At 70.3% G+C, this 14625-nt stretch carries 9 protein-coding genes and 3 pseudogenes; 4 read left to right on the forward strand and 8 right to left on the reverse strand.

Annotated features, from left to right (window positions below):
- From PUR61_RS17890 to PUR61_RS17900, 3 genes and pseudogenes are all read left to right on the forward strand, one after another.
- Nucleotides 1-266, forward strand: a pseudogene (locus PUR61_RS17890) (bifunctional 4-hydroxy-2-oxoglutarate aldolase/2-dehydro-3-deoxy-phosphogluconate aldolase); the annotation flags it as partial.
- The gene (locus tag PUR61_RS17895; RefSeq protein WP_329879885.1) at nt 263-1255 is read left to right on the forward strand and encodes a sugar kinase; all 993 of its coding nucleotides are present in this window, start codon (nt 263-265) and stop codon (nt 1253-1255) included. The pseudogene PUR61_RS17890 and the gene PUR61_RS17895, both read left to right, overlap by 4 nt.
- A gap of 14 nt (nt 1256-1269) precedes the next feature.
- Nucleotides 1270-2166: an SMP-30/gluconolactonase/LRE family protein gene (locus PUR61_RS17900; protein WP_329879886.1), complete on the forward strand. Its 897-nt coding sequence runs from the start codon at nt 1270-1272 to the stop codon at nt 2164-2166.
- A 304-nt stretch (nt 2167-2470) separates the two neighbouring features.
- Here PUR61_RS17900 and PUR61_RS17905 read toward each other — a convergent pair whose 3' ends face one another.
- The 8 genes and pseudogenes from PUR61_RS17905 to PUR61_RS17940 form a co-directional block, all read right to left on the reverse strand.
- On the reverse strand, nt 2471-4327 hold the full coding sequence (locus PUR61_RS17905; RefSeq protein ID WP_329879887.1) for a ribosome-inactivating family protein: 1857 nt from the start codon (nt 4325-4327) through the stop codon (nt 2471-2473).
- A gap of 198 nt (nt 4328-4525) precedes the next feature.
- Nucleotides 4526-4828, reverse strand: a pseudogene (locus PUR61_RS17910) (response regulator); the annotation flags it as partial.
- A 6-nt stretch (nt 4829-4834) separates the two neighbouring features.
- Nucleotides 4835-5059: pseudogene (locus PUR61_RS17915) on the reverse strand (sensor histidine kinase); the annotation flags it as partial.
- Nucleotides 5060-5144: 85 nt separating this feature from the next.
- Nucleotides 5145-6005 carry a dienelactone hydrolase family protein gene (locus PUR61_RS17920; RefSeq protein ID WP_329879889.1) on the reverse strand — a complete coding sequence of 287 codons (861 nt, stop codon included), beginning with the start codon at nt 6003-6005 and terminating at the stop codon, nt 5145-5147.
- Nucleotides 6006-7783: 1778 nt separating this feature from the next.
- Nucleotides 7784-8773 carry a hydroxymethylglutaryl-CoA lyase gene (locus tag PUR61_RS17925; RefSeq protein WP_329879890.1) on the reverse strand — a complete coding sequence of 330 codons (990 nt, stop codon included), beginning with the start codon at nt 8771-8773 and terminating at the stop codon, nt 7784-7786.
- Between the two features lie 4 nt (nt 8774-8777).
- Nucleotides 8778-10136: a tripartite tricarboxylate transporter permease gene (locus PUR61_RS17930; RefSeq protein WP_329879891.1), complete on the reverse strand. Its 1359-nt coding sequence runs from the start codon at nt 10134-10136 to the stop codon at nt 8778-8780.
- Entirely contained in the window at nt 10133-10594 is a 462-nt protein-coding gene (locus PUR61_RS17935; protein WP_329879892.1) for a hypothetical protein, read from the reverse strand. Before PUR61_RS17935 ends, PUR61_RS17930 begins: the two co-directional genes overlap by 4 nt.
- A complete protein-coding gene (locus tag PUR61_RS17940) occupies nt 10591-11880 on the reverse strand; it encodes a hydroxymethylglutaryl-CoA reductase, degradative (RefSeq protein ID WP_329879894.1) in 1290 nt (429 codons plus the stop codon). Before PUR61_RS17940 ends, PUR61_RS17935 begins: the two co-directional genes overlap by 4 nt.
- A 337-nt stretch (nt 11881-12217) precedes the next feature.
- On the opposite strand from PUR61_RS17940, the gene PUR61_RS17945 reads away from it, so the two are divergent.
- Nucleotides 12218-14254: a helix-turn-helix domain-containing protein gene (locus PUR61_RS17945; RefSeq protein ID WP_329879895.1), complete on the forward strand. Its 2037-nt coding sequence runs from the start codon at nt 12218-12220 to the stop codon at nt 14252-14254.
- Nucleotides 14255-14625 lie beyond the last annotated feature (371 nt).

Below are 14625 nucleotides of genomic sequence, written 5' to 3' on the forward strand. Positions count from 1 at the left end.
GCGCCCTCGCCGTCAAGCTCTTCCCCGCCCTGTTCGGCGGCCCCGCCTACCTGAACGCGCTACGCGCCCCGTTCCCGGACGTGCCGTTCGTGCCCGTCGGCGGCATCGACGCCACCGCCGCCCTCGCCTACCTCACCGCCGGAGCAGTCGCCGTCGGAGCCGGCTCGCCCCTGGTCGGCGACGCCGCCGACGGCGGCGACCAGGCCGCGCTGCGCACCCGCGCCGCACAGTGGCGCGCCGCGCTCACCCGGGCGGTGACCGCATGACCACCATCCCCACCGCCCCCGAGGTCGGCACCGCGGTTCCCGAGGTGGTGACCGTGGGGGAGGCGATGGCCGTACTGCGGGCCACCGGCCCGATCAGGCTCGCCCCGCCCATGGAACTGTCCGTCGCCGGAGCCGAGGCCAACGTCGCCATCGGCCTGGCCCGCCTCGGCCACCGGACGTGCTGGGTCGGCAGGGTGGGCGACGACCCGTTCGGCGCGCTCGTCCTGCGCACCCTGCGCGCCGAAGGCGTCGACACCACCCACGCCCGCACCGACACCCAGGGCCGCCCCACCGGCCTGCTGGTGCGCGAGGACGGCATCGGCGACCTCGCCACCGTCCACTACTACCGCCGGCATTCCGCCGGATCCGCCCTCCACCCCGACGACGTCCTCACCACCCTGAACCCCGCCACCCGCATCCTCCACCTCACCGGCATCACCCCCGCCCTCAGCCCCACCGCCGCCCAGGCCGTCCTCACCGCCGCCACCCGGGCCCGCGCACTCGGCGTCACCGTCAGCCTCGACGTCAACCACCGCGCCCGCCTGTGGACCCACCAGCAGGCCCGCGAAACCCTGCTGCCCCTGGCCCGCCACGCCGACATCCTCATCGCCTCCGCCGACGAACTCCACCTCCTCGCCCCCGACCCGGCCCTCGACGAGCAGCACACCATCGCCGCCCTCCTCGCCCAGGGCACCCGCGAGGTGGTCATCACCCGCGGCGGCGACGGCGCAAGCGTCACCACCGGCCGCGACGGAACCCACCACGCCCCGGCCCGGTCGGTGCCCGTGGTGGACGTGATCGGCGCCGGGGACGCCTTCGTCGCCGGCTACCTCTCCGGTGTCCTGGACGGCCTCACCGCCGAACAGCGCCTGCACCGCGCCACCGCCACCGCCGCGTTCGCCGTCGCCACCCGCGGCGACTGGGAAGGCCTGCCCACCCGCACCGACCTCACCCTCCTCGACACCCCCGCCGGCACCACCCTGCGCTGACCCCGAGGACCCCCATGCCCCCCATCCGTGACACCGCCCCCCGCATCACCGTCCACGCCCGCGGCACCCACGAACTCGCCGAAGGCGCCCGCTGGGTCGACGACCGCCTCGTCTTCACCGACATCCTCACCGGCCGCCTCCTCGAAACCCCCGCACCCGCACCCACCCCCGCCCCCGTCCGCGCCCGTGAACTCCTGCGCCTGCCCGTCCCCCTCGGTGCCGTCGCCCCCGTCGCGGGCCGCCCCGGACACTGGATCGCCGCCGCCGGCACCGGTATCGCCCTGATCGCACCCGACGGCACCACCGACTGGCTCGCCCGCCCCGAGGACCGCGCCCGGGTCCCCGTCCGCATGAACGACGGCGTCTGCGACCCCCACGGCAGGTTCTGGGCCGGCAGCATGGCCTACGACGCGACCCCCGGCGCCGGCAACCTCTACCGCACCGACCACGACGGCACCGTCCACCACGTCCTCGACGGCCTCACCATCGTCAACGGCCCCGCCTTCACCCCCGACGGCCACACCCTCTACCTCGCCGACAGCGCCACCCGCACCATCCACCGCTGCACCCTCGACACCCACGGCACCATCACCCACCGCGAGAAGTTCACCCGCACCGGCCACGCCGGCGCCCCCGACGGCATGACCGTCGACCACGACCACCACCTCTGGGTCGCCCTCTGGGGCGGCTCCGCCATCCACCGCTACCACCCCGACGGCACCCTCACCAACCGCATCCACCTCCCCACCCCCCAACCCACCTCCGTCTGCCTCACCCCCACCGGCACCCTCCTCATCACCACCGCCCGACACGGCCTCACCACCAACCCCGCACTCGCAGGATCCATCCTCACCACCCCCGTCAACACCACCGCACCACCCGCAGCCATGTACACACCGCACTTCGGGTAGACGGTGGAGCAGACGGGAAAGGGGCCGACCGACAGCGAAGGAGCAGACGGACCAGTTGCCTGGAGACCGGAACTCCGGGGCCGTCAAACAGTGCGGTGCCCGCCGGCGGTGGCGCGCGACCTGGCCGACGTCATTCGAGGCGATACCGCCGCGCACCGCCGGACAGGCTCCATCGGACGGTTGGTTCCGGGACGCCAACGGCGAAGCGCCCGGCGGTCGTCACGACCGCCGGGCGCTCCAGCCCTGTTCAGCTCTGACGACCGGTCGAAACGGTCACCGGTTCATCGCCGGGGCTGACGTGGCATCACAGCTCGTCGTGCTGCAGCCGGCCGCATCCCGTCGTGCTGTTCTCGACGTACGACGTGTGCCAGAGCGCGTTGTCCGACCCGCGGACGAACACGTCGAGGCGCCCGTTCTCCGGCGACACCACCGCGGGTACACCGCGCAGATCGCCGGCGAAGCTCCGCCAGTCCGTCCAGGCCCTGCCGGTCGCCCAGCTCTTCGCCCGCAGGTCCCTGCCCGAGCCCTGGACGAAGACGTCGATACTGCCGGGTGCCTGAGTGACCGCCGTCGGACGGTCGGCCAGGGAGCCGCCGAAGGACAACCAACTGGACGAGGTGCCGTTGACGGCCCACTTGTGCCAGAGCGCGTTGTCCAATCCGCGGGCGAACACCTCCACCCCTCCGTGCTCCAGGGGCACCGCTACAGGATCGGTGGTCAGCCAACCGCCGAGGGACTGCCAGCCGGACCAGGCGCCGCTGACGTACTTGTTCTGCCAGATCGCGTTGTCCGATCCCCGGGCGAACACGTCGAGGCGTCCGTTCTCCGGCGACACCACCGCGGGCACGCCGCGCAGACTGCCGCCGAGGACCGTCCAGTCCGTCCAGGGACTTCCGGACTGCCAGCTCTTCACCCGCACGCCCTGGTCGGTTGCCCGGATCACGACGTCGAGGTTCCCGGGCCCCCGGCTGATCACCGTCGGACTGTCGGCCAGGGATCCGCCGAGGGATTCCCACGCGGACCAGGTGTCGTTGACGTACCACTTGTGCCAGAGCGCGTTGTCCGATCCGCGGACGAACACGTCGAGGCGACCGTTCTCCGGCGACGCCGCCGCGGGGATTCCGACGATCCCGCCGCCAGTCGGTGCACCGAGATCGAGGTAGTCGTGCCAGGACACGCCGTTGTAGTGCTTGTTGTACAGATGGCCGTCCGAGCCTCGGACGAAGACGTCAAGACTGTTCGGTGCCTGGCTGACCGCCGTCGGACTGTCGGACAGCTCTCCTCCGAGGGAACCACCCCCGATCGTGGTCGGCGACTGTACCGACCGTTTGCAGGTGCGGTCGATGGCGCTCGAAAGGGCTATCGCCAGCACCAGTGAGACGTCCTGGAAGGAGCTGTAGCGCCGTGGGCCGATCACCTCCGATTCGTGGGTGGGGTCCTGACTCAGGCGGGCTGCGTAGTTGGAGAGCCGGCCCCAGTTGTTCTCCTCCACGAGGTAGTCGGCGGGCAGCGGATTCCCTGGGGACGGCGCGCCCACCTGATTGCCCATGAACTCCGAAATGTGATGGAAGCGCGCAGCTTCGGCAGTCATCGCGGCGACCTGGAGGGCGGCGCGGGCGAGCTGCGGATTGGTGACACCGGTCGCGCCGCCCTGGTAGGCGCGAAGGCCGGTCAGTGCCATAAGCATCGACTCGGAGCCGTAGCGCAGTTCACCGCGGCCCACGCCTGCCGTTCGTTCCAGGGCGGGATAGTCGGATCCCATGGGCAGCGCGATCACCGGGCGCCCGCCGGTGAGCTGGCGGACCCGCTCGATGGATTCGCGGAATGCGTAGGCGGGAGTGTTCGAACCCCAGGATTCGAATCCAATGAGGTACATGTTCTCTGCGCTGAAGAAGAGATTAAGGTGTTCGTCGTCGCCAAAGGTGACGACGAGCGCGATGTTGCCCTGCCCCGTGCGCTGCACGGAGCCACGATAGGAACTGGCTGTGGCTCGCAGGCTGGTGATCATTTGTTGATAGTTGGTCGCACGAACGGATGGACTGTCCGTGTGGTAGTAGCGCCAGGCGATCCTGTGATCCGCAGCGGCGGCCGGTGGCGACGACGCGAGGGATCCCCCCAGGAGCGCGGCGACGAGCGCCAGCAGCGTCAGTACGGACGCCAACGGGCGGCCCGTCCTGACGGCTATGCGACTGTCAGTCATTTCACCTCGATAAGTGGTGGGTCGGGGGGAGACGGGGAACTGCGGGCCTGACAGGGAACCGACGAGGGTTTCGCCGGGCCCGTGCACAGTGCCCGAGCGTGGGGGCGCAGTTGAGTCTCGCCCGGTTGGGCCGTCCGGGGCAGCGTGGAATTACCTGCCCCTATACCTGTCCTCGGCGGACCCGGCGTTCCCGGCACCGCTGATCACCATGACGTCGCAGTCGTGCCCGGCGGCCCGCAGCCGGGGGATGACGTCCAGGCCGAACATGCCCGGGAGGTAGAGGTCGAGGAGGGCCAGGTCGGGGAGCAGCTCGGCGACCGCCGCGATCGTCTGCTCGCCGGTGTTCGCCGTACCGACGACCCGGAAAGACTCGACGAAGTCGTCGTCGGCGACGCGGTCGACGAAGGCCAGGTGGATGCCGGCCACCATGAAGTCGTCGTCGACGACCAGGACGTCGATCATCGGGGGGCCTTCCGGTGCCGTACGGACGGCGCTGCCGACGGACATCCGCGCGGTGAACATGGCGCCGTCGGCGGTGTTGGTCACCGCGACCTCGCCGCCGCGTCGCTGGCAGACGAACCGGGTGAGCGCCGGTCCGATGCCGCGCTCGCCCTCCTGGGCGGCCTTCGTGGTGAAACCGTGCGAGAAGACCTCCTGGGTCAGCTCCGGCGCCACCCTGGGGCCCGAGTCGCGCTGATCGAGGCGCTCTCCCGCCGGTGGGGCACCCGGCCACGCGGCGGCGCTCGCCCTCGGTCCGCAGCCGGGCGGCCTCGATCTGTCACGTCGGCGGCCCGCCTTCAACCGCTCCCATGTCGCCGGTCCTGTTGATCTTGAGCCCCTTGGGGACAGCGGGCAGCAGCCGGTTCCCGGAGGTGGTGGTGCGGATGGCGAGCGGGTCGGTGTAGCCGGCGCCGCCAGCCGGGCGGAAGGTGGCGGCGGGGCCGTTCTCGACGAGGTTGCGGCCGGTGATCTGGCCGTCCACGGTCGGCAGGGTGTAGTGGGTTGCCTTGCGGAGGGCCTGGGCCATGAATGCCGCGCCGAGTTGGCCGACCTGGTCGCGCGCGGCCGCCGGGTCGGCGACCGCGCCACCGGGGCAGGCCTGTGCTGCGGCGGCGAGGGCCGGGTCGAGGTTGGTGTTGAGCATCGCATGGCCCCCGCCCGCAAGAACGGCGTCGACGGCGACCCTGGTGGAGTGCGACATGGCCAGTTCCTTCATCCAGTCCTGGCCGGCGGCGGGGCCGGTGTCCTCGTCGCAGGTACCGCGGATGGTGAGGACCGGGACCGTGTGCGCGGCCGTGTCGCTGAGTTCCGGTTCGACGGCGACGACGGCGAACAGCCCCGGCCGTGCGGCCGCCGCACCGGACAGGACGTATCCGCCCCCGCGGCTGTGTCCGACCAGCCCGACCCTGCCCGTGTCGATCCGCCCCTTCACTCCGGGGATCCGCAGGCCGTGCATGACACCCCTGTTCAGGTCGGCCAGCAGTCCGAGGTGCGCGTCGATCAGCTGGCTATAGCCCCTGCCCGAGTCGGGCTCACCCGCCCAGGCGGCCTGGGCGCTCACCACGTCGACGGAAACCGCGACGAACCCCTCACGCGTCAATGCCTCCACCGCGTGGGACAGGCCTGTGTCAAGGCGCATGTAGGACGGACCGAACCCGGGACTGTCAGCCTTCCTCGTACCCGGCGGTGCGCACACCAGCGGCCATCGAGCGGTGACCGGATGCCGGGCTGTCCCCGGCGTCACGCCTGGCCACACGCATACGGGATGGGCGCCGTGCAGAACGAGGACGACCGGGTGAGGGCCGGGCCCCGACGGCATGCCCAGGACGCCGTGCACCTGCGACGGGTTGGGCGACGGGTCGTCGGCGGACCCAACGTTCATGATGACTCCGGGTGCGAGCTGGTAGCTCGTCAGGCTGTTGGACAGGCCGTCGTACGCCGCCTTCGGGGTCGACGCGGCAGCCTGGACGGAGCCTGAACCGAACGCCATCGCGGCGGCCAACACGGCAGCCGCACCTGCGGGCCGCACGTTCCTGGCCTTCACGGCCGTCCTTCCCGCGACTGAGTCGACGAGCGGAGGCCACGAGCCCGGGCCGTGGAGCAGGGACAAGCGGAACCCGTGTGCGACACGCCCACCTGGTCTAGATGCGCGCCGCGAATCGTCCCGGGTAACCGGCCGTGCCGCGTGGGGCCCTGGGCCGATCCAGGAGTGCGCACGACCGGAGCCGCGGTGCCCAAGGAGGTCTGGGGAGGTCTGGGGAACAGGCGCATGTCCGTCACTTTCAGCAGTCGACACGGGTGCCGGGGTTCGAGGTCAGGGGGCAGCGAGGCGCTATGGCGGTGCGTCCGCCGGTTCTGTTGCGGCGGAACTCGTTCCCGTCGGCCGGGCGGGTGTGGCCGTCGCGGTGGAGCGCCGGTGGCGGTGGTGACCGCCACCGCCGTGAACACGCCCGGTGTGGGCCGGTCCCTCCACCACCGGGTCGTGGGCCACGTCGGCGAGCGTGATCGGGGCCGGGGCCAGGACCACAAGCCCTTGCCGTCGCCGCTCTGGCTGGAAGGACGCATGAAAAAGCATGGATGCTGCTTGAAAATGACTTTAATCAACTAACTTTAAGCAACTTTTGCCAAGATGTCAGAGGTTCAGCGGGAGCGTCAAGATCTACCCACCGGTGGTGGTGCCCGACGGAACCGGGGGAAGCGGGGTTCGCACCCCACCGAGCTGATCGCCGAGGCGTCGGCGATCAGCTCGGTGGGCCGGGCCTTCGCGTGCAGATCATGGGCTGCCATCCCCTCCGCCAGCCCTGCCGCACGGGCCGGTGATCGACGCGCTGCGCCGGGTGGGGCCGTGGCTACCCGGGACCGAGAGACTGAGCCGCAGCCGTCGGTGGATCACGCTCTGCACCCGGGCCGGCGTGCACCGCTCGTCCGCGAAACCATGCGCGGAATGCCCGACGCTCAGCGGTCAGGCCCTCACCCTCCGGATGCCTCACACAACGGGATACCGCAGGGATCATGAACCGTCACTACCCGACGACAACCCTCGCAGGCCAGGGCCTCCACGGTGGCGGGCAGCCGAGTCGGACTGGTCTTGGGTCGACGCGATCTCTCGCGCAGGCCGTCGAAGCCGGCGGCAGCGTAGGCCTCATACGACAGGAGGTCGTGGCTGCGGCCCTCAGCCGATCGGTGGTGTCGTCGCATACGACCGGGACATGGTCGGTCAGGCCTGTCTTCCGCTGGACACCCAGGAACACGCCGGTGAGCACCGGGCCCCGCCGCGATCGCCGGCTGCCATGGCGACCCACGCCAGGATCCGCACGGTGAGACCGACGGTCGGACCGTCCCCGAAGCCGCATCCGATCCCCGTGGCGCTCAGGGCGTGTTTGGCGGCGGGCTCCAAGGCGGAAGTTCAGACGGGGATCAGTCTCCGTCCACCGGGACGGCGCGGTCCGTCGTGGCAGGCGCCCGGTTGGCGAGGGCGGTCACAACGCGGGAAGGGCTCGGGCGGCCGAGGTGCTCGGCCATCCACCGGCTGATGGCAGCCAGGGCCGACAGGTCGACCCCGGTGTCGATGCCGAGGCCGGTGAGCATCCACAGCAGGTCCTCGGTGGCGAGGTTGCCGGTCGCACCGCGTGCGTACGGGCATCCGCCGATGCCTCCGGCGGAGCTGTCGAACTCGGTGATGCCTGCGGTCAGCGCGGCGTGCACGTTGGCGAGCGCCTGTCCGTAGGTGTCGTGGAAGTGCAGGGCGATCCGCTCGCCGGCTATGTCGAATGCATGGATTGCCTCCAGCAGTTCCAGGACGTGTCCGGGGGTCGCCACGCCGATGGTGTCGCCCAGGGACAAGCTGGTGCAGCCCATGTCGACCAGCCGGTAGGCGACCGTGGCGGCTTGCCGCGGGTGGACTTCTCCCTCCCAGGGGTCGCCGAAGCACATGGAAACGTAGCCACGCACCGGCAGGTTCGCGGCGCGGGCCCGGTGGATGACGGGCTCGAGCATTGCCAGCGCGCCATCCACGGACCGACCCAGGTTGTTCTTCGAGAAGGATTCGGTTGCGCTGGCGACGACGGCGATCTCCTGGGCGCCGGCGGCCAACGCGCGGTCCAGGCCGCGGTCGTTGGGGACCAGTACCGGGAGCCGGATGCCCCCGAGTGCTCCCACGGCGGCAAGCACCTCGTGTGCGTCGTCGAGTTGGGGTATCCACCGCGGGGACACGAAGCTGGTGGCCTCGATGACGGTCAGGCCCGCACCGGCGAGCCGCCGGATGAACTCGGCCTTGACGGCGGTGGGGACGCGGGCGGCCTCCGACTGGAGGCCGTCGCGAGGGCCCACCTCGTAGATGCGGACCTTTTCCGGCAGCCCGTGTCCGCGGGTGATGCGAGGCAGCGTGTTCCGAGTCCGGGTGGTCACGGCGTCAGCTGATGAGGAGGGGGACGGAGAGGGTGGCCACGTAGAAGGCCATGTACTGGGCGCCGGAGGTCATACCGAGCAGGCGGTGGAATGCTCCCGCCAGTGCGCCGACGCTGACGGTGACGAGCAGCCCAAGAACGCCGCCTTCGTACCAGGCCACCACGCAGATCAGTCCGGCGAACGCCCCGATGAGCGCCTCGTGGCTGATGCGACGGGCTACCCATGCGCTGGTGGGGCGGGCGTGGCGCATGGCCAGCGGATAGATGACGGTCGCGACGATGGCAACGGCGAGCAGGCCGAAGACCAGGAATTGCCAGGAGGTCAGCAGGGTGTGCAGGTTGTGCACCTGGCCTTTGACGGTGAAGACCGGGGGAGCGTTGAACAGCGCGGCGGCAGGGCCTGCGGCGACGGGACTGAGCGGCAGGCCGAAGGCGATCAGGGGGATCAGCGTCTCGGCGATGTACGTCGACTCCGTCGTGCCGTTCTTGACCGCCATAAGCGTACTCAGACGCTGGTAGGGGTGCTTGATGCGTGAGCCGACGGCTTCACCTGCCATCACGGCGGTGGCGACCGGGCTGAGCATGAACGTCGTCGACGTCACCGCTGCGATCGCCCCGGTCACGGCGGTCTGTCCGCGCGTCAGCACCTTGAACGGATTGGGGAACCATCCGGGTGGGGCAACGGCTTCTGGAGCCAGGGAGAATTCCTTGCCCGCGCTGCGCGGCAGTGCGCCGCGGCCGGAGCGGGAGGCGGCGATGAGCAGGTCGATGACCAGCGGCCCGATCGCGATGCCTAGGAAGAAGCTGATGCTCAGCGGCTTGTCCAGCACGTCCTTGGCGAAGCGGCTCAGCGCGGCGATGACGAGCGTGAACGGAGCCAGCCCCGCGATGGCGGCCCACCGGCCTGGCGAGAAGTACGCGACGACGAGGGCGACCGCCACGAACACGTACGGCACGATCTCCTTCACGGGCTCGGCGAACGGGGCGAGCAGTGAGGCCACGCCGACCGCGATCGGGACGGCGATTGCGGCGGAGAGCAGTCCGCCGGCCAGGGCCTTGCGCAGGGCGACGTGCGGGGCGCCGATGCGTCGCATCGCCCACGCGTCGTCCAGGAGTGCCACGGCGGTCGTGTCGCCGGGGATGCCCAGCAGCGTGGTCGGGATCGCGTGGGTCATGTGCTTGGCGATCGCGCTCGCGAGAAAGAAGGTGATCACACCGGCGGGTGGGACGCCGAGCAGTACCACCAGCAGGGTGAGGGGGCCGAGCGTCGAGGTCTCGTCGGTGCCGGAGACTAGGCCTATCCCCGCGAAGACGAGGGCGCCGGTCAGGCCCATGGCCAGGGCCCAGAGCAGGTCGGTGATCATCGTGATTCAGTCCCTTCCACAGGCTCTGTCGCGGCATCGTGCGCCGCGTCGGGATCCAGCAGGCCGAGCTCGGTCAGCTCGGCCCGTACGGCTGCGGGCAGCCGGTCGGGCGTCGTGGTGTCGGAGTCCCGGGCCGATTCGGCCAGGGCGGCGCGTCGCAGTGCTGAGGACGCCTCGGCGTCGTTGGTGAAGCGGCGCTTGGGCGGGAACAGGCGTACGCACACGGCGCCCGCCGCCACGCAGGCGGCCAGTCCCACGAGCAGGGCGTAGCCGTCCGCGAGGGCGGCGGTGTCCAGACGGCCGCGCAGAAGAGCGCGTGTGAGAAGGAAGAGCGGGAGTCCGAACGCGATTCCCAGCAGCAGCGACGCGGAGAGGTGGCGCGGGTCGACGGTGTCGTTCCACACCTCGACGTAGACCGGGTCCTCCTGGTGGGAGGGGGGTGGGCCGGTGTGGTTCATCGGATGCCTGCCTCTCGGTCGGCCCGCAGCTCGGCGAGCACCTGTTCGGCGTGTTCGCCGCGTACGAGTCGGTCGCCGGTCAACCGGTCGACGACGAGGGGCAGCTCGTCGGGGGTCGCGCCGGCGGTGATGGCGATGTTGCGGGCGTGCAGGGACATGTGTCCGCGCTGGATGCCCTCGGTGGCGAGGGCGCGCAGCGCGGCGAGGTTCTGGGCCAGGCCGACGGCGGTGATGATTTCGCCGAGTTCGCCGGCCGTGGTGACGCCGAGCATCGCCACGGCGGCCCGCGCGACCGGGTGTACTTTGGTGGCCCCGCCGACGAGACCGACGGCGAGAGGCAGTTCCAGGGTGCCGACGAGGTTGCCGTCGGTGTCCTTCTCGTAGTGCGAGAGAGACGTGTACCTGCCGTGTCGGTCGATCGCGTGCGAGTGGGCTCCGGCCTCGACGGCGCGGGTGTCGTTTCCGGTGGCCAGGACGACGGCGGTGATGCCGTTGAGGATGCCCTTGTTGTGGGTGGCGGCCCGGTACGGGTCGGCGACGGCCAGGGCTGCCGCATGCAGGATGTTGTCGACCACCTCGCCTCCCCCGAGCGCGGCGGCGTCGAAGACGGCACGCGCCCGGCACCGGCGCAGGTCGGCCTTGTTGCTGAGGATCCTCAGCAGTGCCCGGCCGCGGGCGATCTCGGCGACCCGGTCGGCGATCGCCTCGGCCATGGTGTTGACCGTGTTGGCACCCATCGCGTCGCGCACGTCCACGATCAGGTGCAGCACCACGTACGTGCCGGCCGGAGTCTCGACCAGCTGCACGATCACGTCGCGGACACCCCCGCCGACGTGGACGAGCCGGGGGTCCTGCTCGTTGGCCAGCGCGATGACTTCGCCACGGGCTTCGAGCAGCCGCAGCCGGGCTGCGTGCGGATCAGCGACATCGAGGAGCTGGATCTGGGCCCGCATGAGCGGTTCGGTGACTGAGGTGACGAATCCGCCGGTGATGCGCGCGATCCGGGCAGCGTTGCTGGCGGCGGCGATCACCGACGGCTCCTCGGTGGCCATCGGGACCAGATGGTCGCGGCCGTTGACGATGAAGTTGGTCGCCACGCCCAGCGGGATGCCCAGGACGCCGATCGCGTTCTCGACCATGTGGTCGGCCTGCTCGATGGTCAGCCCGCGCTCGGGATCGAGCACGTCCAGGCTCTTCGGTTCCACTGCGGTCGCCTGTGCGACGCGGACACGGCGCTCTCGGATCGACAGGTCCCTCATACCGGGAAGCCGGCTGTTGACTGTCATGGGTTCTCTTCCACTTCAACGGATCTGACAGGTCCCAACGGGGTGAGCAAGCGGCTCGTAGGGACGGGAATGGTGGGACACAGGGAGGAAGGGGGCGGACAGCGACGCTCTCGCGGCGGGCCCGGGTCCGTCGTGCACCGGCGTACATGGCTCGGTTACCGGGTTGCGAGGGGGAGGCACCGGCCGTCCAGAGGCCGTCGCGCCGTGGAATGTGCGTCCAGTGGGTATCCCGTGGATGACGCCGCTGTCACAAGAGCGACTCTAAATGTCCTCTGTGGTGGCCCATACGTACGATGAGCACTCATAATGCCGATTCCTGGTGGACGATTCGCACAGGATGGCACGCATGAAGGCTTCTCCGCCGCCGACGGACGCATCGAACGGCGCCGCGGCCACCACCCCGCCAACCGGTCCGGTACCGCGGGACGCCGAAGCATCGCGGCAGCCCGGCATTTCGGTGCATTCCGTCCTGGCGCTGCTCGATCTCGCTGCAAAAGGCCGACCGGAAGACCGGGACGCCGTGGCCGCGCTGCTCTGTGAGCGGCTCGACGCCGCCGCGGTCACGCAAGTGAGCCAGCGAGTCCGGGAGATCCAAGGCGCGATGGTCCGGTTGCAGCGGCGCGGACAGGAACTGTCCGCGCTGTTCTCCAGCGCACGGGACCTCGCCGAGCTTCACGATGTGGATTCGTTGATCAACCGGCTCGTACGGCGCGCACACAGCCTCGCCGGAACCGATGTCACCTACCTGTCGGAGTTCGACGAGACCTCGCGCGAACTGCGGGTCCGTTCCACCGCGGGAGCGGTCGCCCCGTCCTTCCATCACCTGAGGGTCCCGCCCGAGATCGGCCTGGCCGGCAAGATCGTCGAGTCCCGCGCTCCCCACTGGACCTCACGCTACGAGGACCTGCACGATGTGCCTCACGCCGACAACATCGACAGCGCCGTCCGCGCCGAAGGCCTCGTCTCCATCCTCGGAGTCCCGCTCATCGCCAGCGACCACGTACTGGGCGTACTCTTCGCCGCCAACCGAGTTGAGCATGCCTTCTCCCCGGAGGAGGTGGCCCTGTTGTCGGCGTTCGCCGACAACGTCGCCGTCGTCCTGCAATCGGCTTGTCTGCTCAACCGAACCCGGGACGCCGCCAACGAGACACAGCGCACGAACGCCGCGCTGACCGAACACGTTGAGGCGATGGAACGAGCCGGCCAGATGCATGAGGAACTGACCGCTGCAGTACTGCGCGGAGGCGGAACCACCGATGTCGCGCGGACCCTGAGCGCGGCACTGCAACGTCCGGTCGTCATCATCGACGAGAACCACACCGTGCTCGCCTCGTCCCACGAGCGCCCCGCGGCCACGGTGATCGACACGCCCGCTGTCCGATCGGCGATCGCAGACAGCCGGCGCTCCGGACGCTGCACTCTGCTGACACCGCCGGAACAGGCCTTCCACGCGGCCGCCGCCGTACTCGCCGGCGAGATGGTTCTCGGCGCCCTGCTCATCGGTGCCGACGCGATGACCCTCGGAGCGATGGAGCAACACACGATCGAGCGCGCCGCGCAGATCACCGCGCTGCTCACCCTCAAACAGGACGCGGTCCTCTACGCCGAAGACCGAGTGCGCGGCGAGCTCCTCGCAGACCTGGTCAGCACCGACATCCGTCGTCACCAGAACCTGCCCGCTCGGCTGCGAGCTCGCCGACTGAACCCGGACGACATGCGTACGGTCGTTGTCGTGACGGTGGAACCCGATCAGCGCCGTGCGACGCTGAGGGCCGCGCAGGCAGCGGCCGCACCTGCCGGTGTGGCCGGCGAGGTCGACGGCATCGTGACGCTCGTCCTGTCGGAGACCGACCCGCAGCGTGCCGCGACGACAGTCCGCAACATCGTGTGCGCCGAAACCGACACCGACCAGGTGCTGACGGTGGCCGCACGCCCGGCCGCCACGCTCAACGACCTCAGCGTCCGCTTCTCCGCAGCCCGGGACTGCTGCCGGGTGCTCGCCGCCCTGGGCATCCGAGGCGCTGCGGTGGAAGCCGACAACTACCTCCCGTACACCGCCATGTTCGCCCACGACCCCACCGCCGTAGGACAGTTCATCGACCGAACGATCGGCCCAGTCCGATGCTGGGATGCCGAGCGCGGAACAGACCTGCTGTCCACCCTTCACCGGTTCATGGAGTGCAACGCGAGCCCCGCCCGCACGGCACGGCTGATGGGAACGCATACCAACACCATCCTGCAACGGCTCGACAGAATCACGCGGCTGCTCGGCGACACCTGGCGCGAGCCGGAGCCGTTCTTCCGTACGTCAGTAGCGGTGCGCCTGAACGCGCTCGCGGAGACGTTCGGCCCAGTGCGGCGAACATCAAGCTGAGAGAGAACGGGCCTGACCCCGGATGTTGGACACCAGAGGCACCTGGATTGGGCTTGCGCCTGTCCGGGCTGGACTCGGGTGGCACATCCAGCGCCACCGCACGCGGGGTTCCAGACGAGTGTGCCGGCCCCCTGGTCGCCGCAGGGACGGCCCTCCGGTCGGTTGTAGTGCCGGGGCGTCCTCACATCGCAGGCACCGAGACCGTCCCGGTCCGTGTTGGTCCCTATCCACAGGCCGCTTCTCTGATCAACGTGTGGTGACGTGGGCCGGGTTGGGTCGCGTCGACCGGGTCAGTGGCCGGGTCATCGGCGAGCCATCGGTTCCCCCCGTCCGCGCCCGACAGCGCCGTAGGGACGGAGTGCCGACAGCTG

This window comes from Streptomyces sp. BE20, from assembly GCF_036322525.1.
Lineage (GTDB): Bacteria > Actinomycetota > Actinomycetes > Streptomycetales > Streptomycetaceae > Kitasatospora.

Coding starts and splice junctions, on each gene's coding strand:
- PUR61_RS17920 (WP_329879889.1), bottom strand. CDS start 6,005: ATGCGCCTTGACACAGGCCTGTCCCACGCGGTGGAGGCATTGACGCGT.
- PUR61_RS17940 (WP_329879894.1), bottom strand. CDS start 11,880: ATGACAGTCAACAGCCGGCTTCCCGGTATGAGGGACCTGTCGATCCGA.
- PUR61_RS17945 (WP_329879895.1), top strand. CDS start 12,218: ATGGCACGCATGAAGGCTTCTCCGCCGCCGACGGACGCATCGAACGGC.
- PUR61_RS17895 (WP_329879885.1), top strand. CDS start 263: ATGACCACCATCCCCACCGCCCCCGAGGTCGGCACCGCGGTTCCCGAG.
- PUR61_RS17900 (WP_329879886.1), top strand. CDS start 1,270: ATGCCCCCCATCCGTGACACCGCCCCCCGCATCACCGTCCACGCCCGC.
- PUR61_RS17930 (WP_329879891.1), bottom strand. CDS start 10,136: ATGATCACCGACCTGCTCTGGGCCCTGGCCATGGGCCTGACCGGCGCC.
- PUR61_RS17935 (WP_329879892.1), bottom strand. CDS start 10,594: ATGAACCACACCGGCCCACCCCCCTCCCACCAGGAGGACCCGGTCTAC.